The following is a 25,630-nucleotide window of genomic DNA, read 5'->3' on the forward strand; positions in this document are numbered from 1 at the left end:
GTCGGGCAACCGCCGAAACCGGACTCAACAAGACCAACACGGTAGTCCCCGACGGGCGTCGGGACGGCAACTGTCGACCACGGATCCGGTACGCGGGATCAGGAGACCTGGCTCCGACTGGGCATCTGCTTATGCCAGTTGACGAGGGCGGTCGTGATCTCCTTGTGCGTCGGCACCTGTTCCAGGCCAAGAGGCTCGGCCGCCGCCCTCAGGATCCGGTGCAACTTCCAGGCTGCCAGGGGAAGTCCGATCCAGTTGAGTTCGGCTCCCGCACGCAATCTCAGCGATTCACGGATCACATCGGTGAACACCGACTGAGCTCTCTTGAATTCAAGGATTCGTGGCAGGTCCTCCTGCCAGCCAAGAGAACTGCCGGGCCTGACATTCTCGGCGATCCTGCACCACTCCTCGATCATGCGGGCTTCCTGAAATTCCGGATAGCGCATGAGGTACAGATGGGTAGCCAGGTCGTACAGCGGATCACCGAGCATCGCCAATTCCCAGTCGATCACCCAGAGTCGGCCCCGCGGATCGACGATCAGGTTCTTGCGGTGCAGATCGGCGTGCAACAGACAGAAGGGCCGCCGAGTCAGACCGGAAACACGTTTTCTGAGCAGGGTGAACGATTCGTCCGTCACACCGAGTTCCCGGAACAGTCCCTCGAACTGTCGGCGGTTCCCACCGTAGACGCGGTCCTCCATGAAGACGATCAGACGCTCCAGGAAGCCGTCGGTGTCACCGTCATCCGGACGGTCGTCGGCCTCGCATCGACGTTCGGCCGTCAGCATGCCTGGCCTGATTCGCGTCATTTCGCGGAACAGTTCGACGAGTTGATCGAAGACCGCATCAGGTACTCGCCGGCTCGACCACCATCGTCGCGAACCGACGGTCCGCCCCTCGATGAACCCCTGGAACCCGGTGCCGCCTACGTCCACGACCTCGGGCACACAGGCGATCTTGAGCTCCTTCAGAGCCCTGAGCAGCTCCTCCTCCGACGTGAAACACCTGCGGTCGAACCACAGGATCTCCGCACGCGGCTCCCGGAACTTGATCCACGTCTGATCCGCCAAGGACAGCACATGCGTCACATGGTGGTATCCCTCGAACGGGCGACGCATGACGAGTCGGGCGTCGACGCCCAACTCGTCGGCGTGCGGCCGGCTGTCGGGAACGGGAGGCGATGTCATGCGCTGGTTTCAGGCCATTCTGGGAGGGCCGATGAGGCAGAGGGGACGCACGTTACTACCCCGGCATCAGGCTCCGGCGAAGAACCCTGGCATTCGTGGAGCCGGTCGCCTTCCCGGTCCAACCGGCGTACGTGCGAACGAGGACCTCGACACCTGCGTGTGAACCGGCCGGAAGCGCTGGCGGCCGGGCCGAACGGTGGACCAGACTGTCGCCCCTGAACTCGAGGAGGGCCATTGGGTGACGTGACGGACGGCCAGGACGCCCTGCTGAGCCTTCTCGGTCCGGCAAAGGCGGTGCTCTTCGACTTCGACGGACCCATCTGCTCCCTCTTCGGTGGTTTGCCCAGAGATCCGTCGGGTCGTCCACCCACGAAGAGCATCGCCGACGAGATCAAGACGGCAGCACGAAGGCAGTGGGAACTCCCCCTCCTCACTCCGGAGGTCGAGGGTTGCGACGACTCGCATGACCTCCTCCAGCACCTCAGAGCCATGTACGAAGGAGACCCGGACGGGCTCAGTGCGGTACCTCTCAAGGCTGCCGAGGACATCGTGGCGCAGGCGGAAGCCCGGGCCGTCGGGACTGCCGTACCAGCGCCCTACATCGTCACTCTCGTGAGGCTATTGTCCGACCTCGACGTGAGCCTGGCCATTGTCAGCAACAATGCCGAAGCCGCGGTACGGGCGTTCCTGGACCGAGATGACATCGGGCTCGGGTCCGAATTCGGGGGCTCCATCTTCGGCCGCGACCCGGACGACGCACGGCTCATGAAGCCGGATCCTCACTGCGTGCGTCGCGCGATCAGCAGATTCGCCCTCGACGCCTCCGACTGTCTCTTGGTCGGCGACAAGCTATCCGATCTGGAAGTCGCCCAGCGGACCGGAACTCGATTTCTTGGATACACCAAGAAGAAGGACCGGGCCGCGGAAATGACGGACAGAGGGGCCAAGGTCGTGGTCGCCTCACATCAACCTGTGGTCACGGCTGCGAAGAAGCTCCGCGCCGCTCGTCAGGGATGACAAAAGACTCGTCGGCGACGGCAAGAAAATCCCAGGCCGAATCGAACCAACTCTGCCACTGGTCCACAAGAACCGTTTCCTGGGAGTGGGGGTCGGAATCCTTGACATGGTGTGTGAGCCCGGCATCACGGCCGAACACATCCGTTGCCTCGATCTCGTCCGGACCAACGGCAATGAGTCGTTTGAAGACTCGGTAAGGCCCCAGCAGCGCTTCTGTTTCGTTGAACAGGTAGAGCTTGAACGTCGGCACCAGCGGGGCACGACGTACCTCGACACTCATGGAGGGTACGAGCTTCAGACTCCTCAGGTCGCTCAACTTGTCGCGAAGCGATGCGGTATGCCGGCGCATGATCGCCAGGAACCGGTCCTTCAGCATCTGGTCGTGCCCGCTCTCCCCGGACCGCCAGTAGGGGAACTCGAGCGACTCGTCGGGCAACAGCATGCGCAGAGCCAGGCGCTGCGGAGCGATCAACCCGTTCTGGATCCGTTCCGCCTGAACCCGGATGTGTGTGTCCAGGGACTCCGACGACAACGTGAAGACGTCCAGGACCACTTCGCTCTGCTCGAAGGCCCGGCCGATGAGCGGCCCGAGCGTGACCGTGCGGTCCTCTCGCTTGCTGCTCTTCGGTGAATGGACCTTCTGAGTTCTGATCACCCGGGAGCCGCTTCCCTGCCGCGACTCGATCCAGCCCTCGTCCCTCAGCTCCCTCACGACTCGCTGCACGGTGTCCCTGGAGACGCCGAACTCCTCCGCCAGCAGCCGTTGGGACGGAAGCATGGATTTCACCGGGTAGACCTCGTCGGCCATACGAGCGCGCAACTCATCGGCGACCCGATCGAACTCCTTGCCGCCACCGACTTCGCTGCCGTACTCGCCGCTCACATCGCGACCGTACCTCTCCTGACCGCCGCACAAACCTGCTTCCAGCCATCTCCACAAGCCAACTTGACTGCTTGTTAAGGGATCAGCACGACAGGGCAGAACCCAGATAAGCCAACCAGTCCAATTGGACTGCAAGTTGATCGCTTCACGGAACTGGCGGCAGGGGGAGACATGATCAAGGCGCGATTGCTGTCCACCGCGTTCGCCGTGGTTCTGGATCAGGTGATCCAGAACCACTACGGCGGTCTCGGCCTACTGTGCCTGCTCGTTGTGGGGCTCGGGATCAAGGCGCACCGACCGACATGGGCCTCAGCGGGGGCAGTCATGCTTGTCCTGCTCATGATGCAGGCCTGATCGGTTCCGCGCTGCCGGCTATCGACGCAACAGGCCCAACAAGGGCTCCAGTGAGCCCAGGACGTTCTCGGCTCCGGCGTCCTTCAGGAGCTTGGCCTTGCGCTCGCTACTCGCGTAGCCAAGGAACGGAACACCGGCCAGCCGCGCTGCCGCCAGGTCCGTGGGCGCATCACCGATCATCAGCGCGGCGGACGGCGCGGCCCCCATTGCACTCAACGCCCGGTTGAGACAGTGCGGGTGGGGCTTGAGGTGTTCCAGCACCTGCGTACGGCCGTAGATGTGGGGGGTGAAGCATGAGTCCAGACCGCGGGTGCTCAGATAGCTGCGGACCACCTGCGGCGAATTGTTCGTCGTGATGGCCAGACCGGCGCCCACGGCCTTCCAGGTCCGGATCAGCGGATCGGCCCAGGCGGTGGGCATCGCCGTGGGAGCGGCGTGGAGTTCCTCGTCAGTGAGACGTTTCTCCATCTCCGCCACCAGGTCGCTGCCGGGGTGCCGACGGTCGACCACCCGCAGTATCGCCTGGGGATCGGCCCACTCCCGTTCCTCCTCCGTCAGCAGGCCGGACAGGCCGCGCGTCCCCAACCACGCCACGATTCGGTCGGCCACGTCTTCCGACGAGTGCCCCGCGAAGAGCCGGCAGATCGGCCCGTCGAAGTCCCACAGCACGACGCGAGCGTGCGCGATCAGTTCCTGAAGCCTCTCTGGGTCGTACTCGATCTCAGCTGCCACCAGTTCAGTCTGCGTCGTCTCAGAAGTCACTAAGAGAGTGTCAGGTCCGTGGTGATGGTTTCCCAGAGGGCGTCGAACCACTTCTGGGATTGCTCGACGAAAGCGGCGTCCCGTAGGCCGGTTCGCTGCTCGAAGGAGAAGAGGAGGGACTTGCCGCCCAGGGTGTCGTACATCTCGAGGGTCCCGCTGTCCCACTCTTCCTCGCGCCTGGTGATCATGTAGTACGCGATCAGCGCTTCGGTGCCGTTGAGCAGGTAGAGCTTGATGGGCGGGGTGAACGGCAGTGCGCGGAAGGTGACATGGACGTCGATGCCGTGCGTGGCACGCAGCGCCTGGAGGTTGTGCTTCAGGACCTGGCCCTGAGCGTTGCGCTGCGCCAGCCAACGCTGGTGGACCGGGTCGCCGCTGCCGCTGGCGTCGACCGGGACCGGGAACGCGAGCGGGATGTCCCGGGACGGCAGCATGATCCGGACGTTGATCGACTCGGGGCGCACCTCGCCCGCGTGGATACGGCGCAGGGGTTCGCCGAGCCCGAGCATCAGGGTCTCGGCGGTCAGACAGGCCGCGTCCACATGCACATGCGGCACCGAGAACGCCTCCACCAGCCGCGGTGCCAGCCCCACCATCGTCGGCTGCGGCTCCCCGCTCACCGCCGGTGGCTCCGCGATGCGCGGCGGGCTGCCCTTGCTGACGTTGCTGAGGAGGCCGTCCTCCTGGAGGGCGCGGAGTGCCTGGCGGACGGTGCCGCGTTCCACGCCGAACTCGTCGGCGAGCTCGGCCTGGGTGGGCAGGCGGTCTCCGGCTTTGAGGTCGCCGGTGCGGATGCGGTCCCTGAGGATGTCGGCGATCTCCTGGGGGGAGAGCTTTCTGCTGCCGTTCACTGCCACGTTCTCCTGTGTCACGACCAAACGCTACAACTCGAATCCATCTACGGGGAGTTGTTGGTGACTTGTTTATGAGTAGGTACCAAGTGGGGATAACTTAGGTGGAGTTGGTTGCCAACTTGGTTGAGTTGGCGGAAGTTTTGCTTCCTCTACCGGCAACACCCCCCACGCACCGTCCCGCCCGCGAAGCCTGAAGGGGGAACCACCGTGCCAGTCCTCGCTCTCCTCTCCGCCGTCTTCGTCGTCGGCATCGAGCAGACCCTCCAGTGGAAGTACGGCGTCACCGGGATCATCGGGCTGCTCCTGCTCACCATAGGCATCAAGGCCAAGAGCCCGGCCGTCAGCTCCATCGGCGCCGTCGTGCTCGCCCTGCTGGTGACAGGGCCCGCTCTATGAGCGGTGCCACCGTCCGACCGCTCACCAAGGAACCCGTGGGAGACATCAGCTCGTGAGCGTCAGCTCCGAACTGATCGTCTCCCACAGTGCGTTGAACCACAGGTGGGACTGCTCGACGAAGGTGGTGTCCCGCAGGCCGGCCCCCTGCGCGAAGGAGAACAGCATGGACTGCGTGCCCTCGGCGTCGTACATCTCCAGGTGCTCCTCGCCGATCTCCTCCTCGCGCCGCGTGAGCGTGTAGTACGCGAAGAGCGCCTCGTTGCCGTTGACCAGGTACAGCTTCACCGGCGGGGTGAAGGGCAGGGCGCGGAAGGTGACGTGCACGTCGATGCCGTGCGTGGCGCGCAACGCCAGCAGGTTGTGCTGGAGCACCTGACCCTGGGCGTTGCGCTGGGCCAGCCAACGGCGTTGCAGCCGGTCGTCGGTGGAGTCGTCGTCCACCGGGGTCGGGAAAGCCAGGTCGATGTCTCGCGAGGGAAGCAGCACCCGGACATCCACCTTGGCCGGATTTAGCTGTCCGGCGTGGATCTGGCGCAGCGGTTCCCCCATCGCCAGGGTCAGCGAAACCGAGGTCAGACACAGGGCGTCTATCTCGACGTGCGGGGTCGCGAAGGCGGCCGCTATGCGGGGAGCGAGGGCGACGGTGGTGGGCTGCGGGGGCGCTGCGGGGCCGGTCAGGGCGTTGCCGAGGCCCAGGTCGAGGGCGACGGTCGCGGGGCTGCCCTTGGACACGTTGGTCAACAGGTGCTCGGACTGCAGAATCCGCAGCGCCTGGCGTACGGCACCGCGCTCGACGCCGAACTCGTCGGCCAACCTGGCCTGGGTGGGCATGCGTTGGCCCGCACGCAGCGCGCCGCTCGCTATGCGGGCGCGCAGCTCGTCGGCCACGTCGTGATGGGACAACTGTGGCCGCTGTGACCTCGTCCGCCCATTGACGGAGCCGTGTTTCGGGTCCACGACCAAACACTACAACTTCCCGCCATCTTTGGGCAGTTCTCCTGAAGGTGGTTATGAGACGCTTCCAAGTGGAGATAAGTGAAGTGAAGTTGGTCGCCAACTTGAGCAACATGGTCAAACTTCAGGAGGGTTGGCCAACCGGGGTCCGCCTCCCCGTCCCGAAGGAGGGACCGTTCATGCCGCTCGCACTCTTCGTCGCCGCCCTCGCCATCGGTTTCGAGCAGCTCGTCCAGTGGCGGTACGGCCCGATGGGCATCATCGCCATCGTCGCGCTGACCGTCGGGATCAAAGCCCGCAACACCATGATCAGCGGCATCGGAGCGGTCATCCTCGTGATGCTGCTCGCCCAGTCCGGCTGAGCCGACCCAGTTCGGCCGAGTCGCTCCAGTCCGGCTGACCGAGCTCCCTTCCGGAGGGGAGCCGGGAGCTTGGTCAGTCTGCACCAACCGCACAGCCACAACTGAACACCGACAACTGAACAGCTCCACCGGCACAGTCACAACTGAACAGCACAGCTACGGATGAGTACCGCAACAGTCATCGCCGTCGGAAGAAGAGGAGGCCTCAGAACATGTCCGGGCACCAAGGCCGCCTGGACGTACGCAGCAGGGCGTCGGCCGACCGGCCGGCGCCCGCTCGTTCTTCCCGGACCCGGCCCAGCGCCAGCAGCCGCGCCACCGACTCGTCACCGAGCCACAGCGCCGCCAACTCGGCCACGTCGAGGGAGAGTTCGGCGCTCTCCGTGGTCGGCACACAGGACGCGCCCGCCGGCGACGCCTCCAACCGGTAGCGCCCGCCCGCCAGTCCGGCCCGGTCGGCCACCTCGAGGACCAGGGACCCCGTCCCCTCGTACGTACGCGCCTCCAGAGCCCGTACGACATCCAGGATCCGCACCCAGAACCAGTCCGACTGCGTCGTGATGCGCGCGGCGCGCGGGTCGGGCAGGAGGAGAGGGAGCAGGTCGTCGGAGGCGCGGGGGCCGGACTTCACCCGGGTCACCCAGTCGATCGAGCAGAGGTAGTGCCACAGGGCGCGCTCGGCGGCCGGCGTCGCCGCGCTCAGCCAGCGCACGGTCGCCGTGTCCAACGGCTGCTTCGCGTCACCCCAGTTGTCGTCCACCTCGTAGGCCGCGAGGCCCTCGACCGTGCCGTCCGGAGCGCGGTACGCGACGAAGAACGGGACCGTCCACGACTTCTCGACGCGCACGGCGCCGGTCCTGAGCTGCCACCACCAGTCGTCGCGGCTGATGGCACCCGGCGTGCCGCGACGCACCCGCTCATGCAGCTCCGGGCCGATCTTGCGCACCTCCTCGGGCTCCACGAGGTCGATCCGCCCACCGTCCGCCGGTCCCGACCAACGCCGGTCGAGTCCGGTGCGCGGCACGTCGACGACCCACTCGGTCGAGGAGGCGGCGGGCCCGAAGCCGTACCGCCCGTAGATCGGGTACTCGGCGGCGATCAGCGTGGCGACCACATCGCCGCGTTCCTTGGCGGCCGCGAGGTCCTGGTTCATCATGCGCGTGAGCAGCCCGCGCCGGCGGTGGGTGGCCGTGACGGTGACCCCCGTGACGGCGTCGGCGGCCACCGGCGCACCCCCGACCGCGGTGACCTCCTGCGCGAACGACCGGAACGTCGCCACGCACCGGTCACCGTCGAAGGCCCCCAGATACCGCCCCGCCACGAACTGCGTACGCCGAGCCGCCAGTTCGTCCTCCCCCACCACCGGCTCCCGCAGGAACCCGGTGTTCACCGCACGCAGCCAGTCGGGAAACTCGGCCTCGGTGATCGGACGGACGTCGACATGCGTGGATCGGCTCATGGAATCACCGTAGATCCACGGCGGTGGGGTCGTCGCGCGGATTTTCGAGACGCCTCCCCCGGTCACGGGGACGCCTCCCCGGTCACGGAGACGCCTCCTCCACACGCGAGACGCCTCGTCCGCCCAGGCAACGTCCTCAGAACCCCGCCCGGATCTCCCCCACCACCCGCCCACCGCCCGACAACCCCACCCGCCCGATCCGCTCCACCACCGGCGACTCGACCCCCAGCAGGGTCAGTGCCCGCGCGAGCACCGGCCGCAGGGCCCGGGCCGCTCCGTCCTCGATCTTGAAGGCGAGGGCGCGGCCGTCCGGGAGGGCCACCGCCTGGACGCCCTCCGCGCCCATCTTGGACAGGACGCCCGGGACCTCGCGCATGAGCCAAGTGTCGTGGCGGTGGGTGCCGGCGACGTATTCGGGGTGGGCGCGCATGGCGTCGGCGACTCGGCGTTCCGGGGAGTCGGGGGGCGACAGGACGAAGGTGTGGAAGGCGCGGGCCAGGCCGGTCAGGGAGATCGCCATCAGGGGCGCCCCGCAGCCGTCCGTACCCACCGCCGCGACCCGCTCCCCCGACGCTTCCTCCACAACCCTGTGGATGAGCTGCTGGAGCGGGTGGGCCGGGTCGAGGTAGGTGTCCAGCGGCCAGCCGTTCAGCGCGGACGCGGCGAGCATCGCGGTGTGCTTGCCGGAGCAGTTCATGGTGACGCGGTCGCGTACGGCGCCGGCGGCCAGGTACGTCTCGCGCTCCGCCTCGTCGAGGGGGAGGTCGGGCGGGCACTGGAGCAGGCCCGCGTCGAGCCCGTGCTCGTCCAGCATCTTCTGGACCAGGTCCCGGTGGAAGGGTTCGCCCGAGTGGCTCGCGGCGGCGAGTGCGAGCCGTTCGCCGGTGAGGTCGAGGCCCGCGTGCAGTACTCCGGCCGCCTGCATCGGCTTGTTGGAGGAGCGCGGGAAGACCGGTTCCGTCACCTCGCCGAAGGCCAGTTCCACCGCCCCGTCCGCGTCCAGGAGGACCAGGCTGCCCCGGTGTCTGCTCTCGACGAACCCGGAGCGGACGACCTCAGCGAGCACAGGGGACAGCACGGATATGGCGGAGACGGACATCGGCGGTGGCCTTCCGGAGAGGGTCCCGGATGAGGCCTGCCGCACCCGGGTGGAACGGACCCGCCTCAAGGCCCGGCGCACCCGGGATCGCCGGGGCCCCGCCTCACATCAGCAGGTCGTCGACTTGCGCTTCCCCTTCACGGTACCTGCGGGCGATCTCCCCGCTGCAGTCGTCCGCCGTGCGCTGCAGCCGCTGCCGGCGCCGGGAGACCTGCTGCTCGTAGCGCACGAGCCGGCCCATCGCCGTGTTCAGTTCCAGGTCCGTACGGGCGTCCAGGTCCGACAGCTCGACCTCCGCGAGCATGTCCGCGGCCAGCCGCCGGTACTCCTCGCTGTGCGGCGTACCCAGCGTCACATGGCGGGCCGAGGAGCGGTGCCGGGCCGGGGCGTCGGTCAGGATCTCGCCGAGCCGCTCGACGACGACCACGGAGGCGGCGCCGGCCGGGGAGCGCCGGGCGAGTTCGGCGCGGAGGATGTCGATACGGCCCTGGAGCAGCCGGCGTACGTAGCTGAGGTCGGCCTCGTCGCGCTGCGCGTCGCGGCGCAGGGTGCGCAGCTCGGGCAGGCTCAGCACGGGCAGGTCGGGCTCGGGCGGATCGGCGGGCAGACCGGAGCTGTCGCCGCGCTGTCCCGGGCCCCCGTTGCTCGGCCCCGGGCTGTCGGTGCGCTGCGCGGGCGGCCGTAGCGGCGTGCGGTCCTCGTCACGGATCGACGAGACCGCCCCGGGTGGCTGCCCGGTACTCGGTGTGCTCATGTGCCTCTACCGTCCCCTCGACCGGATGTGTGAAGCATCGTGCCACCCCAAGTGGCCGCTATGTGACCGAGTGCCCCCGATCGGCCCCAGATGGGGGGTTAAGGATCAATAAGAAGCCGGCTTCGGACTCGTGTTCCGGACACGGCATCATGGTCGGCATGCGAGCAGTGGTGCAGCGGGTGGACGGCGCGAGCGTCGTCGTGGACGGCGAGACGGTCGGGGCGATCGAGGGCGAGGGCCTGTGCGTCCTGGTCGGCGTCACGCACGAGGACACCAAGGAGAAGGCGGCCCAACTCGCCCGCAAACTCTGGTCGGTTCGCATGCTGCACGACGAGCGGTCGTGCAGCGACATCGACGCCCCGCTCCTGGTCATCAGCCAGTTCACCCTGTACGGCGACGCCCGCAAGGGCCGCCGCCCCACCTGGAACGCGGCCGCCCCCGGCGACATCGCCGAACCCCTCGTCGAGGAGGTCGTGGCCCAACTCCGCGCCCTGGGCGCGACGGTGGCGACGGGCCGCTTCGGCGCGCAGATGCGGGTGTCACTGACGAACGACGGCCCGTTCACGGTCCTGCTGGAGATGTGAGCGGCGCCCCACAGCCAGATGTGAGCCGCACCCACCCCCCAAGACCTACGGTTCTACGACGACTTCCTGAGCCGCGGCCGTGCTGTCGGCGAGCAGCCTCGCGTCCACCGCCACGTTCCGCTTCACCAACGCCAGGGCGATCGGCCCCAGTTCGTGGTGGCGTACGGCCGTCGTGATGAAGCCGATCTTGCGGCCGTCGGGGCCGTCGTCGGCGACGCGGAGTTCCGTGCCCGCGGCGGGGAGGTGGACCTCGCTGCCGTCGAGGTGGAGGAAGACGAGCCGACGCGGGGGCTTGCCGAGATTCTGGACCCGGGCGACGGTCTCCTGCCCTCGATAGCAGCCCTTCTGCAAGTGAACGGCCGTGCCGATCCAGCCCAGCTCGTGCGGGATCGTGCGGTGGTCGGTCTCGAAGCCGAGGCGGGGCTGGTGGTGTTCGACGCGCAGGGCCTCGTAGGCGAGGATCCCGGCCGCCGGTCCGGCCTTCGCGGCGAAGGACTCCAGCTCGGCGCGCGGCAGGAAGAGATCACGGCCGTACGGCGTCTCGCGCACGACGACGCCTTCGGGCACCTCGGCGATGGACCCGGCGGGAAGGTACACGATCCCGAACTCATCGCTGCGGTCGGCGACTTCGACCCGATAGAAGAACTTCATCGATTCCAGGTAGGCGATCAGCGCCTCCTGGGTGCCGGGCTCCACGTGGATCCAGACCGTCGTGCCGTCGTCGACCAGATACAGCGCGTGCTCGATATGACCGTGCGCGGAGAGGATCAGCGCCTCGGTGGCGAGGCCGGCCGGCAGGTCGCTGACGTGCTGGGTGAGCAGCAGATGCAGCCAGCTCAGCCGGTCCGCACCGGTGACGGCGACGACGCCCCGATGGGAGAGGTCGACGAATCCGGTGCCGTCGGCGAGGGCACGCTGCTCGCGGAACAGGTCGCCGTAGTGGGCGGCGACGCTTTCGTCCACGCCCTCGGCGGGAACCGCGCCGGGCAGGGACAGCAGAGGGCTCTTCATGCGCACAAGCCTACGACTCGGTAGTTGAACTCTTGAGCGAGCAGTCCTGGCAGCGACCGAAGATGGCGAAGTGCTTCATGTCGGTCTCGAAGCCGAAGGTCTCGCGGAGCTTGGCCGTGAACTCGCCGGCCACCGCCACGTCCGTCTCGATGACGTTGTCGCAGTCCCGGCAGACCAGGTGGATGTGATGGTGCCGGTCCGCGAGGTGGTAGGTCGGCGCCCCGTGCCCGAGATGCGCGTGACTGACCAGCTGGAGCTCCTCCAGCAGCTCCAGGGTCCGGTACACGGTGGAGATGTTGACCCCCGAAGCCGTCTTCCGTACTTCGCCGAGAATGTCGTCGGGGGTCGCGTGTTCCAGGGTGTCCACGGCTTCGAGCACGAGTTGCCGCTGCGGCGTCAGCCGGTAGCCGCGCTGCCTGAGGTCACTCTTCCAGTCGGTGCTCACCACACTGGAAGTGTAGGACTACTTGAAGAAAGCGATCCCGTCGTCCGGCATGTCGTCCGGGAGGGCCTTCGCCCAGCGTTCGACGTCTTCCGGGGTGACGACCTTCTTGAGGTGCGCGGACATGTAGGGGCGCAGCTCGACGTCGGGGGTCTGCTTCTCGCCGACCCACATGAGGTCGCTCTTCACGTAGCCGTAGAGGCGCTTGCCGCCGGTGTAGGGGGCGGAGGCGGCCGTGCGGGCGACGGCGTCCGTGACCAGGTCGATCTGCGGCTTCTGCTTGGCCAGCTCGCCGTACCAGATCTCGATGACGCCGTCGTCGCGGGTCATCGTGACCTCGACCTTGCGGTCCGCGTCGATGCGCCAGAAGCCGGACTCGGACTCCAGGGGGCGGACCTTGTTCCCGTCGTTGTCCAGCACCCAGGTGTGGGAGTGGTACTCCAGGAAGTCCCGTCCGTCGTGGCTGAAGCTGACTTCCTGGCCGAAGTTGCACTTCTCGGAGCCGGGGAAGTCGTGCACGCCCGCGCCGGCCCAGTCGCCGAGCAGGAAGACGAGGGGGACCAGGTCTTTGTGGAGGTCGGACGGGATCTCGATCATGGGATCGGCAGTTCCTCTAAGGCTTCAAAGGTGGTTCGGGGGTCAGCGCTGGCCCTGGTACAGCTTCTTCACGGTCAGCCCGGCGAAGGCGAGGACGCCGACGCAGACAAGAGCGAGCAGGGCTTCGAAGAATGCCTCAAGCACGGGGGGCTCCTCGGACGATCGGAAGTGGGCGGTACTGAGCCGGGCCCCAGCTTAGTCGGCCGGGGCCCGGCTCTCTCCGCGAGGTACACCCTGCGGGGTCAGTCCAGCAGCTGGCTCTGCAGCGTGACCGTCTGCTGGAAGGGCACGGCCGCCGCGCCGCCCTTGCGAGACTGCACGACCAGGGCCAGCACGTCACCGGCGGACAGGTACGCCTGCCGTACCTGCTCGGCGCCGTACGGCTTGGTCTCGACGTACGCGGAGTGCGGGATCTTCTCCAGCCGGGCCGCCTCCGGGAAGTCCTCGTCGAAGACGGAGGCACCGGCGCCGCGCAGGGTGTAGCCCGGGCTGCTGTACGGCGCGATGTCGGCGCTGAACATCTCGTCGACGACCGCGGCCGTGCCGAACTGCAGCAGGTACACGCGGGTGTGCGTGCCGTCCGCGGTGGTCCAGCCACGGGCCGCGACGTGCCGCAGCCCCGCGTCGACGAACTTCTGCGCCAGCTCGGTCCGGTCGTCCTTCTCGGCGTACACCGCCAGGAAGTCCTTCGTCGCCAGCCACCCGTCAGCGCCGCGCAGCTTCTTGTCCTCGGTCGCACCCTTCGGCGCGGGCAGGACGAGGGCGCGCAGGTCGGCGTAGTGCGCGCCGGCCTTGTTCGCCTCGGCGAAGGGCCCCGGGCTGCCGGAGGGCAGCGGCGGCAGAGTGAGCGTCGGGTAGTCCCACCGCCCGTCCGACGCGGTGGCCAGTCCGGGTACGTCCGTCCGCTCCATGCCGGTGATCCCGTACGCCGTCCCCGCCCCGACCGCCGCGAACACGACGACGGCGGCGGTCCAGCGCAGCACGCTCCGCAGGACTCGCCGGTCCTTCTTGGGGGCGGCCGTCTCCGGTACGGGGACCGGTTCCGGTACCAGGGGCGGGGCGGTCGGCATGGGCGGTACCGCTGTCGTCGCTTCCGTCTGCTCGGTCATACGGCTTCTCCCGGCTCCGCGATGCGGTCGAGCTGTTCGCTCATCAGCAACGCGACCCCCTTGGTGTCGAGTGGCTTGGGCCCGTCCGCGCTGACGCTGACCATGACGTCGCCGACGTGCGCGGAGCAGTACATGCCGGTGAGGTCGGAGTCGGCGTCCTTGGGCGGCAGGAAGCACTTGGCGTCCTTGTGGCCCTTGACGGCGGGGCCCTCGCGGAAGAGGTCGAAGGCCTCGAAGAGCTCGTTCTCGACCGAGGAGAGCGTCTTGGCCTGCGCCCGGCTGTCCATCCGCGTCAGCAGAACGCTGACGGTGAAGATCCCCTTGTTGGTGCTGAGGTTGCTCGCGTCGGAGTTGAGGTAGCTGCGCATCGCCATGCCCTTGATGGGGTGCTTGTCGTACTGCTTCTGCAGCTGCGTGCGCTGGGAGCGGGGCAGGTCGCTCAGCGACTCCTTGCGCAGGGCCGAGGCCTGCGCGCCGCTGAGTTCCGCGTCCGAGCCGAACTCTCCGAGGTCGGGCCCGCGGCTCCAGCCGTCGGTCCCGTACGGGACGAGCATCCCGCCGAGCCCGCTCTCGGACGCGACCTTGGGCCGGCTGCCCGAGCCCTGCCCGTCCAGCCGCCTCGACGGGAACTTCCACTCCGGCGCCTGGGCGTCACGGTCGGCGTTGCGCACGGTGATGACGGTGTACGCGACCCCGGCGGCGACAGCGGCGACGAGCAGCACGACGGCGGTGACGGAGACGGTACGGCGACGACGCCCGGGCTTCTTGCCGGACGGCACGGGAGCGGTGCTCTCCCCGAGGGGTTCGACGGGGCCGACCGCACCGACGAGCCCGGATTCGGCGACGGGACGGACCTCCCCGAGGGAAGCGACCTCGGCGACAGGACCGACCTCGGGGGCAGGAACTGTCTCGCTGACGGAACCGACCTCGGCAGCAGGACCCGCCTCGCCGACTGAACCGACCCCGGCAGCAGGACCCGCCTCGGAGACAGAAGCCGCCTCGCCGACCGGAACGACCCCGGCAGCAGAGCTCGCCTCTCCGACCGGACCGACCGCGTCGATCGGACCGGCGGCCTCGACGGGACCGGTCTCGCCGGCACCACTCACCTCGCCGACAGAACCCGCCTCGTGGGCAGAACCCGGCTCGCGGACCGGATCGACGTCACCAACAGGACCGGCTTCAGCGGCAGGACTCTCCTCGTCGACCGGACCGGTCTCGGGGGCAGCGCTCGCCTCGCCGACGGAACCAGCCTCGGGGCCAGAACCCGTCTCACCAACGGAACCAGCCTCAGCGGCAGGACCCGCCTCACCGACCGGACCGGCCTCGGGGGCAGGACCCGCCTCACCGACGGAGTCGACCGGCTCCTTCTCGTTCTCAGTCACAGCCGCTCCATCTGCCGCTTGGCCAGGTCCATGATCTTCGCCTTGGGGATCGGCTTGGTGTCGTAGACCCAGATCTCCACGGCGATGTCACCGCGGGAGGCCGTGGCCTCGGCGCTGTACTGCGGCAGGTAGCCCGCCTCGGTCTTCGGCTTGGTGTGGACGTACGCCATTCCCTCGCCGGTGCCCGGCACGGACCAGCTGTCGGTGCCGGACTCGGCGTCGGCCCAGTACTCGTTGTTGTCCACCACGTCGGCCGCCGCTCCGGACTCCTCCTGGCGGAACTGGAGCAGCCGGATCTCGACGGTCTGGTTGCCCGACTCCCAGCCGGTGACGGCGGCCCGGCGGAACTCGTCGCCGACCAGCTCGCCGAACATGTCGCCCGGCTCCTCGTAGGAGTCGGCGTAGGTGCCCAGGTCCATCCAGCCGTCGTCGCCGGTCAGCCAGTCGGCCTCCTTCGCGCCGCCCGGCTTCTTCAGCAGCAGCTTGCGCAGGTCGCCGTCGACCTTCACCTGACGGTCCTGCGCGGCCGACAGCGGCTCGGGCGCCGGGCCCTTGGCCTGCGTCAGCACCGGCTGGGACAGGGAGGGGAGCTTCGTCGGCTCACGGTCGGCCTGGATCAGGTAGCCGACACAGGTCCCCGCGACGACGCCGAGCACGGCGGCTCCGGCGATCAGCAGGGTGGTACGGCCACGACGCCGGCGCGCGGTCGGCTCCGCCGGTTCGGGTACTTCCAAGACGTCCCCCACGAAACGTGTAGCGCACATGCCATATGTACGCGCACAGAAGACTCATGGGTCTCGGCGGTAGTTGCGGAGGTGTTGATTACGATTCGGCCATGGCGAAGAAGCTCGTGATCAAGGTGACGGCCGGCGCGGACGCTCCCGAACGGTGCTCCCAGGCTTTTACGGTGGCTGCCGTCGCCGTGGCCAGCGGGGTCGACGTCTCCCTCTGGCTGACCGGCGAGTCGGCGTGGTTCGCGCTTCCGGGGCGCGCGGCCGAGTTCGACCTCCCGCATGCCGCGCCGCTGCCCGATCTGCTCGACTCGCTGCTCATCGGCGGCAAGGTGACCCTGTGCACCCAGTGCGCGGCCCGGCGGGACATCACGGAGAAGGACGTCATCGAGGGCGTACGGATCGCGGGGGCGCAGGTGTTCGTCCAGGAGGCGATGGCCGACGGGACGCAGGCGCTCGTCTACTGAGCCGCGACGAAGTCGGATCAGGCGTCCACGGAGAGGACGAGGGCGCCTCGGTCGGGGTCCTTGCCGCCGCCGGTCGCCGGCAGCTCCCGGGCGTGAGGCGTCGGGGGTTCTCCTGTCACAGCTGATCAACAATCCGACTGCGTTCCTAGGCCACGGGGTTAATCTCACGCTGGGCGGCCACCCGGTCGTCAGTGACCGTCGTCTGATGACCGCCTAGGTAGGGGACCCGAATGCGCGCCCTGCGAATACTTCTGATCGTCGTCGTGATCCTGGGCGGCCTCTTCGTGATCGCGGACCGGGTCGCCGTGCACTTCGCCCAGGGCGAGGTCGCGGACAAGCTGAAGACCACCGAGAACCTGTCCGCCACCCCGGACGTGTCCATCAAGGGCTTCCCGTTCCTCACCCAGGTCGCGTCCGGAGAGCTGGACGACGTCGAGATCGGCATCAAGGACTACGACGCCGACACCGGCAACAGCGCGGGCGACGGTCCCCAGACCATCCGTATCGACGACCTCAAGGCCCAGATGAAGGGCGTCGACTTCTCCGGCGACTACAGCTCCGCCACCGCCGCGAACGCGACCGGCACCGCCACCATCGCCTACGACGAACTGCTCAAGGCGGCCAAGTCCGAGCCGACGCAGGTCTTCACCGGCGTCCGGGCCCAGGTCATCGGCCTCTCCGACGGCGGCAACGGCAAGATCAAGGTCGACGTGAAGGTCACGGCGCTCGGCCAGTCGCAGACGTACCCCGTGCTCAGCACGGTCACCGTCGCCGGCGACACGGTCAAGGTGCACGCCGACAACCTGCCCAAGCTGGTCGTCGATCTCGCGGACTCCCGGATGCGTTCGATCACCGACTTCCAGCAGACCATCGACCAGCTGCCGGGCGGCATCAAGCTGGACAGTGTGCAGGCCGCGAAGAGCGGTGTGGAGATCGCGGTGAAGGGTTCGAACGTCAACCTGGCCGGGTAGGACGAGGGGCGTTGACGAACGGACGGTGTCCGACAGACGAGACAGTGCCGTCCGTACCGTAGATGCGACACCCCATGCAGGGGCCCGGCGGCCGTGCGGGACGCGTGCGCCCTGTCACCGCATCCCACAGTGCGGACGATCGCGTCTCAGGATTTGACACGCCGGTGACATGTCCGGCTTTCCGTCCCTACGATCGTCCTCATGAAGCGACAGGCGGATCTCACGAAGCGGCGGGCAGTCGACCTGTGCCGCGTCGCCGCCATGCTCTGTCGCCCCTTCTGAGCGGGAGCGTTCGGCTTCCGCATCTCCCCGCCCTGTTCAGGGCATCCGTGCGCACGCCCTCGCACGAGCGCGCGCACCCCGCACCTCGCACGCCCCGCCGCACCTGCCCCGGAGGAGAAAGAGCATGAGCCGCAGCGACGTCCTGGTCGACGCCGACTGGGTCCAGGACAACCTGGACAACGTCGACATCGCGATCGTGGAGGTGGACGAGGACACGTCCGCCTACGAGAAGAACCACATCCGCAACGCGATCCGCATCGACTGGACCAAGGACCTTCAGGACCCGGTCCGCCGCGACTTCATCGACCAGGAGGGCTTCGAGAAGCTCCTGTCGGCGAAGGGCATCGCCAACGACACGCTGGTGATCCTCTACGGCGGCAACAACAACTGGTTCGCGTCCTACGCCTACTGGTACTTCAAGCTCTACGGCCACGACAACGTCAAGCTGCTCGACGGCGGCCGCAAGAAGTGGGAGCTGGACGCCCGCGAGCTGGTCGAGGACGTGCCCGAGCGCGCGACCACCGACTACAAGGCCAAGCCGCAGAACACCGCGATCCGTGCCTTCCGCGACGACGTCGTGGCGGCCATCGGCTCGCAGAACCTGGTCGACGTCCGGTCGCCCGACGAGTTCAGCGGCAAGCTGCTCGCGCCGGCCCACCTGCCGCAGGAGCAGTCGCAGCGTCCGGGTCACGTCCCGTCCGCGCGCAACATCCCGTGGTCGAAGAACGCCAACGACGACGGCACCTTCAAGTCGGACGACGAGCTCAAGGAGCTCTACGCCGAGGAGCAGGTCGACCTCGCCAAGGACACCATCGCGTACTGCCGTATCGGCGAGCGCTCGGCCCTGACCTGGTTCGTGCTGCACGAGCTGCTCGGTGTCGAGAACGTCAAGAACTACGACGGCTCGTGGACCGAGTACGGCAGCCTCGTCGGCGTGCCGATCGAGCTCGGCGCCAACAAGTAGGACCACCGACCGACCTTTCATCACCCCTCAGGAGAGACGACATGTGCGGAGCGAAGGCCGGCGGCCCGGACGCCTCGACGATCAAGCCCGGTGAGACCACGATCCAGGGCCAGGTGACGCGTGACGGCGAGCCGGTGACGGGCTATGTCCGGCTCCTGGACTCGACCGGCGAGTTCACCGCGGAGGTTCCGACCTCGGCGACGGGGCAGTTCCGCTTCTACGCGGCCGAGGGCACGTGGACCGTTCGCGCGCTGGTGCCGGGTGGCACGGCCGACCGCACGGTCGTCGCCCAGCAGGGTGGGCTGGCAGAGGTCGCGATCGCGGTCTGAGCGGGTACCTGCGCGGTACGTGAGCGGTACCTGGTGGGCCGGAGGGCCGCACCCCGTCGGGGGTGCGGCCCTCCGCCCGTTTCGGGCCTACGCTGGACGTATGTTGGCTCGCCGGCGTCATGTCTACTTCGCCATGATGGGCACGTGCATCGGGCTCTTCGTCCTGGCGTGGGGTGTCGTGCGCCTGTGGTCCGTACCGGTCGCGGTGGGCATGTGCGTGGTCGCCATGCTGATCCCGCCGGTCGCCGCGATGGTGGCGAACCGGCGCGGCCCGGACGACCGCTGGTGGGACGACCCGTCGGGCGACCCGAAGTCGGACGACTGGTGGGACGAACTGGACGGCAAGAAACGGCGTCCCTGAGCCGCTGGACTCGCCCGTCGCTCGCGTGCCCTGGAGGCTGCGCCCCCAGACCCCCGCTTCGGCCTGAACGGCCTCGTCCTCAAACGCCGGACGGGCTGAAATATGCAGACCCCCGCCGAGAAGGCGCCGAGCCCGCGGGGGAATCTCGGTTACGCCAGCGCCCGCCCCAGTACCCACACCACCGGTGCCGCAGCCGCCAGCGGCAGGGCGACCCCCGCTGTGAAGTGGACGAAGCGGGACGGGTAGTCGTACGCCGCCACCCGGTGGCCGATCAGGGCGCAGGCCGCCGCTGCCGCGCCCAGGAGCGCGCCCTTCGTGCCGTAGTCCGTCAGGCCGCCCATCGCGATGCCCGCGCCGGCCGCGGCCAGCAGGGAGACGATCACGGAGGCGGGGGTCGGGAGGGGGAGGGCTCGGGCCAGGACGGCCACCGCTGCCGCCGCCGCTCCTACCGTGACCGCTTCCGGGTCCGCCGCCAGGTAGCCGGTCGCGATGATCGCCAGGGCCGCCGAGGCAACGCCTGCCATCAGGCCGTACATCCGCTCGTCCGGGTCGGCGTGGGAGCGGAGCTGGAGGACCAGGGAGAGCAGGACCCAGACGCCCAGGGTGCCCAGGATCGCCGCCGGGCCGTTCTCCCGGCCCGCCGTCAGCAGGGCCACGTCCGCCACGAGCGCGCCGAGGAACGCCAGCGCGATGCCCTGGCGGGCCGGCCACATGCCGTTCAGCCGGAACCAGCCCGCCGCCGTCACGCCCTGGAGGGCGATCAGGGGGAGAAGGAGCGCGTACGAGCCCGCTGCCGCCGTGGCGGAGAGGAGTACGCCCAGCAGTGCCGTCAGCGCCGCCGGCTGCATGCCGGGGTCGATGATCGGGGAGCGGCCCTCCAGGCGGGCGCGCTGGGCGTCCGTGATGCGGGCGTTGCCCGCGACGGTGGCCGGTCCGTAGGCGGCGGCGGAAGCGGGGGCGTCCGTCGCGAGGGGCTCGGGCGCGGGAGCCGGCGGTTGCTGCTGCCAGGGCTGGGGCTGATCGCCGTACGACCCGTTGCCGTATGACCCGTTGCCGTACGACCCATGGGCCGGGGGTGTCTGGGGCGGCAGATACGCCGTGTCCGCCGGGGCCGCCGGAGGCACCGGCTGGTGGACCTGCGTCTCCCAGGTCTGGCCCTGCCACTGCTGCGTGTACTGCTGGGCCGCCTGCGGGTCCTCGTAGCCCTGCTGGCCCGGCCACTGCTGTTGCTGCGGCTGCTGTTGTTGCTGGGGTTGCTGCTGGTACGGGTCGTAGCCCTGGTTTCTGGGGTCGTACGGCTGGTCGGTCATCGTCACCCTCCTGCGAACGGCGGGAGCACCTCGACCGTGCCGCCGTCGGCCAGCCGTACCGTCTCATGTCCGCGGGTCCCCACGGGGTCACCGTCGATGAGGAACGAGCATCGGCGCAGGACGCGCGCGAGTTCGCCGGGGTGTCGCTCGCGCACGGCGTCGAGCGCCTCGGCGAGCGTGCCCGCGTCGTACGGCTCCTCGGCTACCCCGGCCGCGGCCTTCGCGGCGGCCCAATAGCGCACCGTCACCTTTGGCATCCGGATACCGGTTCCTCTGTCGATCGGCTGTGTACTCGGCTGTGTACCCCGTCAGGCTAGCCCGCCTTGGCGACAGCCCAGTCCCCGATGCGGGCCAGCAGCTCGTCGCTGGCCGCGTGTTCCGCGTGCCCCATGGGCTCCAGCCACAGCTCGGCCTGCCCCGCGGCGGCCTCGGCCAGCATCTTGGGGTGGTCGACCGGGAAGTAGCCGTCGCGGTCGCCGTGGACGATGAGGAGGGGGGTGGGGGCGATCCTGGGGACGGCTTCCACCGGGGAGAGCGGGACCGGGTCCCACTCGCGGTGGTGGATACGGGTGTGCAGGCCGTAGCGGCCCACGAGGCGGCCCTCCGGACGCGTCACCAACCAGTGCAGGCGACGCATGGGGGCGGTGCCCCGGTAGTACCAACGGGCCGGCGCACTCACCGAAACCACCGCGTCCGTACGCGCTTCCGTGCGCCCCGCGCGCCCCGAACGGTCCGGAGCATCCGCGTCACCCTCGCCGTCCGCGCCGCCGTACAGCGCCGCGTGCCGCAGCACTACCGAACCGCCCATCGAGAAGCCGACGGTGACCACGCGCGCGTGGCCGAGTTCACGCGCCCAGGCGACCGCCGCCGCGAGATCGAGGACCTCGCGGTCGCCCACGGTGGAGCTCCCGCCGGACGCCCCGTGCCCTCTGAAGGAGAACGTGACCACGGGCGCGTACTGCGCGAACGCCTCCACCACCCGCCGTACATGCGGCTTGTCCACATCGCCCGTGAAACCGTGGGCCACGACGAACGCGAGATCAACGGACGGTGGCGCGGAAGCGTCGTATACGGGCGGACCCGGGTCGTATACGGAATCGATCGTCACCCCGTCGTCGGTGTGCAGAAACGTCCGCAAAGGTGTACGTCTGATCGTCTCAGAGTTCGGACGAACGGTGGATCGTGCCACATGACCTGCCGGACCAGTGCTCATGTGGGCTATTCTGCTCGGCAGAGGACTCGGGCAGCGAAGCCCCCGGGTCCTTTTGTGCTTTCGGAAGCGTTGTATACGAAGCGGGAAACCTCGGGAAACCAAAGGTGGCCGCAGGTGATACAGGGCCCTCGGGATCGCAAGAGCTGTGCCGCACGACACACGTCCTCGCAGGGACCGAGGAGGAACCAGACGTATGAGTTCGCTGCTGCTCCTGACCAATGCCCTCCAGCCGTCGACGGAGGTGCTCCCCGCCCTCGGACTGCTGCTGCACAACGTGCGGGTCGCCCCGGCCGAGGGCCCCGCTCTCGTCGACACCCCCGGTGCCGACGTCATCCTCATCGACGGCCGGCGTGACCTGCCCCAGGTGCGCAGCCTGTGTCAGCTGCTCCGGTCGACCGGCCCCGGCTGTCCGCTCATCCTGGTCGTCACCGAGGGCGGCCTCGCCGCCGTCACCGCCGACTGGGGCATCGACGACGTGCTGCTCGACACGGCCGGTCCGGCCGAGGTCGAGGCGCGGCTGCGGCTCGCCATGGGCCGGCAGCAGATCGTCAACGACGACTCCCCCATGGAGATCCGCAACGGCGATCTCTCCGTGGACGAGGCGACGTACAGCGCGAAGCTCAAGGGCCGGGTCCTCGACCTGACCTTCAAGGAGTTCGAGCTGCTGAAGTACCTCGCGCAGCACCCGGGCCGCGTCTTCACGCGCGCGCAGCTGCTGCAGGAGGTGTGGGGCTACGACTACTTCGGCGGTACGCGAACGGTCGACGTCCACGTACGACGGCTGCGCGCCAAGCTCGGACCCGAGCACGAATCGCTGATCGGGACCGTCCGGAACGTGGGTTATCGATTCGTTACGCCGGAGAAGGTCGACCGCGCCGCCGAGGAGGCCAAGGCCAAGGCGGCCCGGGCAAAGGTGGAGGAGCCGGACGAGACGCCCGCCCTGGAGGACACCGAGGTCCAGGTAGAGGCGTAGCGGAGGCGTGGGCAGGGCATGGTCCCCGCACCGGGGACGCTCCCGGCGCCGGGAGCAGCGAGGCAAGCTTCCTCACGCCCTGCCCAGAGCGGGTCTCTCCGCGTAGACTCCGCGCGTGGCCAAGGTAACCAGGGACGATGTGGCGCGGCTGGCAGGTACGTCGACTGCCGTGGTCAGCTATGTCATCAACAACGGACCCCGGCCGGTCGCACCGGCCACGCGCGAGCGTGTACTCGCCGCGATCAAGGAGCTGGGGTACCGACCCGACCGAGTCGCCCAGGCGATGGCGTCACGGCGCACGGACCTCATAGGCCTGATCGTCCCGGACGCCCGCCAGCCCTTCTTCGGCGAGATGGCGCACGCGGTCGAACAGGCCGCCTCCGAGCGCGGCAAGATGGTGCTGGTCGGCAACTCCGACTACATCGGCGAGCGCGAGGTCCACTATCTGCGCGCGTTCCTCGGGATGCGGGTCTCCGGACTCATCCTCGTCAGCCACGCGCTCAACGACAACGCGGCCGCCGAGATCGAGGCCTGGGACGCCCGGGTCGTCCTGCTGCACGAGCGGCCCGAGGCCATCGACGACGTCGCCGTCGTCACCGACGACCTGGGCGGCGCCCATCTCGCCGTGTCCCATCTCCTGGAGCACGGCTACGAGTACGTCGCCTGTATGGGCGGCACCGCCGACACCCCCGCCGTCGGCGACCCGGTCTCCGACCACGTCGAGGGCTGGCGGCGCGCGATGGAGGAGGCCGGCAAGCACACCGAGGACCGGCTGTTCGAGGCGCCGTACAACCGTTACGACGCCTACCGGATAGCGCTGGAGATCCTCGGCGGACCCCGGCGCCCGCCCGCCGTCTTCTGCTCCACCGACGACCAGGCGATCGGCGTGCTGCGCGCGGCCCGCGAGCTGCGCATCGACGTGCCGGGCGAGCTGGCGGTGGCCGGCTTCGACGACATCAAGGAAGCGGCCCTGACGGACCCGCCGCTGACCACGATCGCCTCGGACCGCTCGGCGATGGCCCGCGCGGCCGTGGACCTCGTCCTCGACGACGGCCTGCGGGTGGCCGGCTCCCGGCGCGAGCGGCTGAAGGTGTTCCCCTCGCGGCTGGTGACGCGACGGTCGTGCGGATGCGCCGCGGCCTGACCGGCTGAGGCTCTCTCATGGCCGTACTAGGGGTTTCCCCGGCTGTATGAAGGCTTTCTGAGAGAGCCCTTCCTGGCGCCTGAGCGGGCTTTATATCGGGCATACGAGGTTCTGCCGGGCTTCTCAGCGGGCACTCAGGGAGCTCTCATGGTCGGGCGACATGCTCATTGTCATGACCGAGAGCCTCCGCCGAAGCGGCGAGTACGAGAACCCGTACCAGGGCGAGCAGCAGCAGGACGCGTACCCCCAGCAGCACGCCTCCTCCCCCGTGAACCCGGAGTGGCCGCCGCCTCCCGCGCAGCCGCCCGTTCAGCAGCAGCCGGCCCAGCAGCCCCCGGTGGAGCCGGTCACCATCGAGCCCGGCACCACGGTCTGGCCCGCCCAGTCCTCGCACGCCGCCGCCCCGGCCGACTTCACCGCCGAGGGCGCGGGTGCCGGACACGGCGGTGACGGCAACGGTGGCGGTACGGCCGTACTGACCGCCGAGCCGGGCGGGGCCGCGCCGCACGCGAAGAAGCGGACCCGGGGGCCCCTGGCCCTGCTGGCCGCCGTCGCGATCGTGGCCGCGGCCGTGGGCGGCGGCACCGCCTACGGCATCCAGGAGCTGACCGGCAGCGACACGGTCGCCACCAGCTCCACCACCACCAGCGTCGTGCCGTCCAGCAAGAAGGGCGACGTCGCCAGCATCGCCGCGGCCGTCAGCCCGAGCGTGGTCGAGATCAGCGCCACGTCCAACGCCGGTCAGTCCACCGGCGCCGGCGTGATCATCACCAGCAACGGCGAGATCGTCACCAACAACCACGTCATCTCCGGCGCCTCCACGATCAAGGTGCAGACCAGCAACGGCAAGAGCTACACCGCGAAGGTCGTCGGCACCGACAGCAAGAAGGACCTCGCCCTGATCAAGCTGGAGAACGCCTCCGGCCTCACGGCGGCCACCCTCGGCAACTCGGCCGGTGTCCAGGTCGGCGACCAGGTCGTCGCGATCGGCTCCCCCGAGGGCCTGACCGGCACGGTCACCAGCGGCATCGTCTCCGCGCTCAACCGTGACGTGACCGTCTCGACCGACGAGAGCCAGAGCCAGGGTCAGGGACAGGGCGACGACCAGTGGCCCTTCCAGTTCGGCGGCCAGCAGTTCAACGGCGACACCGGCTCCTCCACCACGACCTACAAGGCGCTTCAGACCGACGCCTCGCTCAACCCCGGCAACTCCGGCGGCGCGCTGATCGACGCCAACGGCAACATCATCGGCATCAACTCCGCGATGTACTCGGCCGCTTCGTCGGCCACCTCCAGCGACGCGGGCAGCGTCGGCCTCGGCTTCGCCATCCCGATCAACACCGTCAAGGCCGACCTGGCCACACTGCGGGCGGGCGGCAGCGACAGCTGACCTCGTGTGCCCCTCCGTACCACCGGATCCACGGCAACCAGCAGGGAGTACGTCATGAAGATCCAGCAGGTTTCCCACCTCGGCGCCGCCGGCGGCGCGGCCGACCTCGGCCTCGCCCTCGCCGTGGCGTACGAACTGCACGCGCCGGCCGCCCGGGCCCCCGAGGTGGCGGTCGCGCACGGCGCCGGCCGTCGGGCCACGGCCCCGGCCCGCGCACGGCGCCGCACCGCCGCCCGCGGCTGAGATCCGTCCCGCTCCGCCCTTTACGCGCCCGCAGGGAAACATGCGA

At 69.0% G+C, this 25,630-nt stretch carries 32 protein-coding genes; 15 read left to right on the top strand and 17 right to left on the bottom strand.

Annotated elements, in window-relative coordinates; all coding sequences use genetic code 11:
* Positions 1-98: 98 nt before the first annotated feature.
* A complete protein-coding gene (locus tag ACWD5F_RS16780; protein WP_451254972.1) occupies positions 99-1,187 on the bottom strand; it encodes a phosphotransferase in 1,089 nt (362 codons plus the stop codon).
* A gap of 243 nt (positions 1,188-1,430) precedes the next feature.
* Here ACWD5F_RS16780 and ACWD5F_RS16785 point away from each other — a divergent pair, with 243 nt between their 5' ends.
* Positions 1,431-2,204 carry an HAD family hydrolase gene (locus tag ACWD5F_RS16785; protein WP_451255125.1) on the top strand — a complete coding sequence of 258 codons (774 nt, stop codon included), beginning with the start codon at positions 1,431-1,433 and terminating at the stop codon, positions 2,202-2,204.
* Here the strand turns inward: ACWD5F_RS16785 and ACWD5F_RS16790 are convergent.
* Entirely contained in the window at positions 2,164-3,087 is a 924-nt protein-coding gene (locus tag ACWD5F_RS16790; protein ID WP_451254974.1) for a winged helix-turn-helix domain-containing protein, read from the bottom strand. The two genes, ACWD5F_RS16785 and ACWD5F_RS16790, sit on opposite strands and share 41 nt — an antisense overlap.
* A 171-nt stretch (positions 3,088-3,258) precedes the next feature.
* Here ACWD5F_RS16790 and ACWD5F_RS16795 point away from each other — a divergent pair, with 171 nt between their 5' ends.
* A complete protein-coding gene (locus ACWD5F_RS16795) occupies positions 3,259-3,441 on the top strand; it encodes a hypothetical protein (protein WP_451254975.1) in 183 nt (60 codons plus the stop codon).
* Between the two features lie 18 nt (positions 3,442-3,459).
* Here ACWD5F_RS16795 and ACWD5F_RS16800 read toward each other — a convergent pair whose 3' ends face one another.
* Positions 3,460-4,173, bottom strand: a complete 714-nt coding sequence (locus ACWD5F_RS16800; RefSeq protein ID WP_451254977.1) for an HAD family hydrolase — start codon at positions 4,171-4,173, stop codon at positions 3,460-3,462.
* Between the two features lie 29 nt (positions 4,174-4,202).
* Positions 4,203-5,081, bottom strand: a complete 879-nt coding sequence (locus ACWD5F_RS16805) for a GntR family transcriptional regulator (protein WP_451254979.1) — start codon at positions 5,079-5,081, stop codon at positions 4,203-4,205.
* Between the two features lie 183 nt (positions 5,082-5,264).
* On the opposite strand from ACWD5F_RS16805, the gene ACWD5F_RS16810 reads away from it, so the two are divergent.
* Positions 5,265-5,453, top strand: a complete 189-nt coding sequence (locus ACWD5F_RS16810) for a hypothetical protein (RefSeq protein WP_123996644.1) — start codon at positions 5,265-5,267, stop codon at positions 5,451-5,453.
* 45 nt (positions 5,454-5,498) lie between these two features.
* Here ACWD5F_RS16810 and ACWD5F_RS16815 read toward each other — a convergent pair whose 3' ends face one another.
* A complete protein-coding gene (locus ACWD5F_RS16815) occupies positions 5,499-6,416 on the bottom strand; it encodes a winged helix-turn-helix domain-containing protein (RefSeq protein ID WP_451254981.1) in 918 nt (305 codons plus the stop codon).
* 170 nt (positions 6,417-6,586) lie between these two features.
* Here ACWD5F_RS16815 and ACWD5F_RS16820 point away from each other — a divergent pair, with 170 nt between their 5' ends.
* The gene (locus ACWD5F_RS16820) at positions 6,587-6,769 is read left to right on the top strand and encodes a hypothetical protein (protein ID WP_401715669.1); all 183 of its coding nucleotides are present in this window, start codon (positions 6,587-6,589) and stop codon (positions 6,767-6,769) included.
* Between the two features lie 205 nt (positions 6,770-6,974).
* Here ACWD5F_RS16820 and ACWD5F_RS16825 read toward each other — a convergent pair whose 3' ends face one another.
* The 3 genes from ACWD5F_RS16825 to ACWD5F_RS16835 form a co-directional block, all read right to left on the bottom strand.
* Positions 6,975-8,228: a GNAT family N-acetyltransferase gene (locus tag ACWD5F_RS16825; RefSeq protein ID WP_451254983.1), complete on the bottom strand. Its 1,254-nt coding sequence runs from the start codon at positions 8,226-8,228 to the stop codon at positions 6,975-6,977.
* Between the two features lie 136 nt (positions 8,229-8,364).
* On the bottom strand, positions 8,365-9,327 hold the full coding sequence (locus ACWD5F_RS16830) for an asparaginase (RefSeq protein ID WP_451254985.1): 963 nt from the start codon (positions 9,325-9,327) through the stop codon (positions 8,365-8,367).
* Positions 9,328-9,430: 103 nt separating this feature from the next.
* Entirely contained in the window at positions 9,431-10,081 is a 651-nt protein-coding gene (locus ACWD5F_RS16835) for an RsiG family protein (RefSeq protein ID WP_451254987.1), read from the bottom strand.
* 158 nt (positions 10,082-10,239) lie between these two features.
* On the opposite strand from ACWD5F_RS16835, the gene dtd reads away from it, so the two are divergent.
* Positions 10,240-10,665, top strand: coding sequence for a D-aminoacyl-tRNA deacylase (gene dtd, locus ACWD5F_RS16840; RefSeq protein ID WP_401715663.1), 426 nt, complete (start codon positions 10,240-10,242; stop codon positions 10,663-10,665).
* A 45-nt stretch (positions 10,666-10,710) separates the two neighbouring features.
* On the opposite strand, the gene ygfZ is transcribed toward dtd, so the two are convergent.
* The 6 genes from ygfZ to ACWD5F_RS16870 all read right to left on the bottom strand — a co-directional run bounded on the left by ygfZ (position 10,711) and on the right by ACWD5F_RS16870 (position 15,940).
* Positions 10,711-11,676 (bottom strand): CAF17-like 4Fe-4S cluster assembly/insertion protein YgfZ, encoded by a 966-nt coding sequence (gene ygfZ / locus ACWD5F_RS16845; protein WP_451254989.1) that lies wholly within the window; start codon positions 11,674-11,676, stop codon positions 10,711-10,713.
* 10 nt (positions 11,677-11,686) lie between these two features.
* On the bottom strand, positions 11,687-12,124 hold the full coding sequence (locus tag ACWD5F_RS16850; protein WP_451254991.1) for a Fur family transcriptional regulator: 438 nt from the start codon (positions 12,122-12,124) through the stop codon (positions 11,687-11,689).
* A gap of 15 nt (positions 12,125-12,139) precedes the next feature.
* Positions 12,140-12,715 carry an FABP family protein gene (locus ACWD5F_RS16855; RefSeq protein WP_401715661.1) on the bottom strand — a complete coding sequence of 192 codons (576 nt, stop codon included), beginning with the start codon at positions 12,713-12,715 and terminating at the stop codon, positions 12,140-12,142.
* 242 nt (positions 12,716-12,957) lie between these two features.
* A complete protein-coding gene (locus ACWD5F_RS16860) occupies positions 12,958-13,824 on the bottom strand; it encodes a hypothetical protein (protein ID WP_451254993.1) in 867 nt (288 codons plus the stop codon).
* A complete protein-coding gene (locus tag ACWD5F_RS16865) occupies positions 13,821-15,206 on the bottom strand; it encodes a hypothetical protein (RefSeq protein WP_451254995.1) in 1,386 nt (461 codons plus the stop codon). The genes ACWD5F_RS16860 and ACWD5F_RS16865 overlap by 4 nt, the downstream gene beginning before the upstream one ends.
* Positions 15,203-15,940: a hypothetical protein gene (locus tag ACWD5F_RS16870; RefSeq protein ID WP_451254997.1), complete on the bottom strand. Its 738-nt coding sequence runs from the start codon at positions 15,938-15,940 to the stop codon at positions 15,203-15,205. Before ACWD5F_RS16870 ends, ACWD5F_RS16865 begins: the two co-directional genes overlap by 4 nt.
* A 101-nt stretch (positions 15,941-16,041) precedes the next feature.
* On the opposite strand from ACWD5F_RS16870, the gene ACWD5F_RS16875 reads away from it, so the two are divergent.
* From ACWD5F_RS16875 to ACWD5F_RS16900, 6 genes are all read left to right on the top strand, one after another.
* On the top strand, positions 16,042-16,404 hold the full coding sequence (locus tag ACWD5F_RS16875) for a DsrE family protein (RefSeq protein ID WP_451254999.1): 363 nt from the start codon (positions 16,042-16,044) through the stop codon (positions 16,402-16,404).
* Between the two features lie 230 nt (positions 16,405-16,634).
* Positions 16,635-17,375, top strand: a complete 741-nt coding sequence (locus ACWD5F_RS16880) for an LmeA family phospholipid-binding protein (RefSeq protein ID WP_451255001.1) — start codon at positions 16,635-16,637, stop codon at positions 17,373-17,375.
* 201 nt (positions 17,376-17,576) lie between these two features.
* Positions 17,577-17,657 (top strand): Ms5788A family Cys-rich leader peptide, encoded by an 81-nt coding sequence (locus ACWD5F_RS16885; protein ID WP_350751515.1) that lies wholly within the window; start codon positions 17,577-17,579, stop codon positions 17,655-17,657.
* Between the two features lie 124 nt (positions 17,658-17,781).
* Positions 17,782-18,621: a sulfurtransferase gene (locus tag ACWD5F_RS16890; RefSeq protein ID WP_451255003.1), complete on the top strand. Its 840-nt coding sequence runs from the start codon at positions 17,782-17,784 to the stop codon at positions 18,619-18,621.
* A gap of 41 nt (positions 18,622-18,662) precedes the next feature.
* Positions 18,663-18,950 carry a DUF1416 domain-containing protein gene (locus ACWD5F_RS16895; protein ID WP_004986406.1) on the top strand — a complete coding sequence of 96 codons (288 nt, stop codon included), beginning with the start codon at positions 18,663-18,665 and terminating at the stop codon, positions 18,948-18,950.
* Positions 18,951-19,050: 100 nt separating this feature from the next.
* A complete protein-coding gene (locus tag ACWD5F_RS16900; protein ID WP_280879399.1) occupies positions 19,051-19,311 on the top strand; it encodes a DUF3099 domain-containing protein in 261 nt (86 codons plus the stop codon).
* A gap of 149 nt (positions 19,312-19,460) precedes the next feature.
* Here ACWD5F_RS16900 and ACWD5F_RS16905 read toward each other — a convergent pair whose 3' ends face one another.
* Genes ACWD5F_RS16905 through ACWD5F_RS16915 form a run of 3 tightly spaced genes read right to left on the bottom strand, consistent with a single transcriptional unit; the run spans position 19,461 to position 21,834 of the window.
* On the bottom strand, positions 19,461-20,621 hold the full coding sequence (locus ACWD5F_RS16905; RefSeq protein ID WP_451255006.1) for a hypothetical protein: 1,161 nt from the start codon (positions 20,619-20,621) through the stop codon (positions 19,461-19,463).
* A gap of 2 nt (positions 20,622-20,623) precedes the next feature.
* The gene (locus tag ACWD5F_RS16910; RefSeq protein WP_123996627.1) at positions 20,624-20,878 is read right to left on the bottom strand and encodes a MoaD/ThiS family protein; all 255 of its coding nucleotides are present in this window, start codon (positions 20,876-20,878) and stop codon (positions 20,624-20,626) included.
* A 56-nt stretch (positions 20,879-20,934) separates the two neighbouring features.
* On the bottom strand, positions 20,935-21,834 hold the full coding sequence (locus ACWD5F_RS16915; protein WP_451255008.1) for an alpha/beta hydrolase: 900 nt from the start codon (positions 21,832-21,834) through the stop codon (positions 20,935-20,937).
* 193 nt (positions 21,835-22,027) lie between these two features.
* Between ACWD5F_RS16915 and ACWD5F_RS16920 the strand changes: the two genes are divergently transcribed.
* From ACWD5F_RS16920 to ACWD5F_RS16935, 4 genes are all read left to right on the top strand, one after another.
* A complete protein-coding gene (locus tag ACWD5F_RS16920; RefSeq protein ID WP_451255010.1) occupies positions 22,028-22,807 on the top strand; it encodes a response regulator transcription factor in 780 nt (259 codons plus the stop codon).
* A 115-nt stretch (positions 22,808-22,922) separates the two neighbouring features.
* Positions 22,923-23,951 carry a LacI family DNA-binding transcriptional regulator gene (locus tag ACWD5F_RS16925; RefSeq protein WP_451255012.1) on the top strand — a complete coding sequence of 343 codons (1,029 nt, stop codon included), beginning with the start codon at positions 22,923-22,925 and terminating at the stop codon, positions 23,949-23,951.
* Positions 23,952-24,123: 172 nt separating this feature from the next.
* Entirely contained in the window at positions 24,124-25,341 is a 1,218-nt protein-coding gene (locus ACWD5F_RS16930; protein WP_451255014.1) for a S1C family serine protease, read from the top strand.
* 54 nt (positions 25,342-25,395) lie between these two features.
* The gene (locus ACWD5F_RS16935) at positions 25,396-25,584 is read left to right on the top strand and encodes a hypothetical protein (protein ID WP_451255016.1); all 189 of its coding nucleotides are present in this window, start codon (positions 25,396-25,398) and stop codon (positions 25,582-25,584) included.
* Positions 25,585-25,630 lie beyond the last annotated feature (46 nt).

The organism is Streptomyces sp. NPDC002499, from assembly GCF_053595415.1.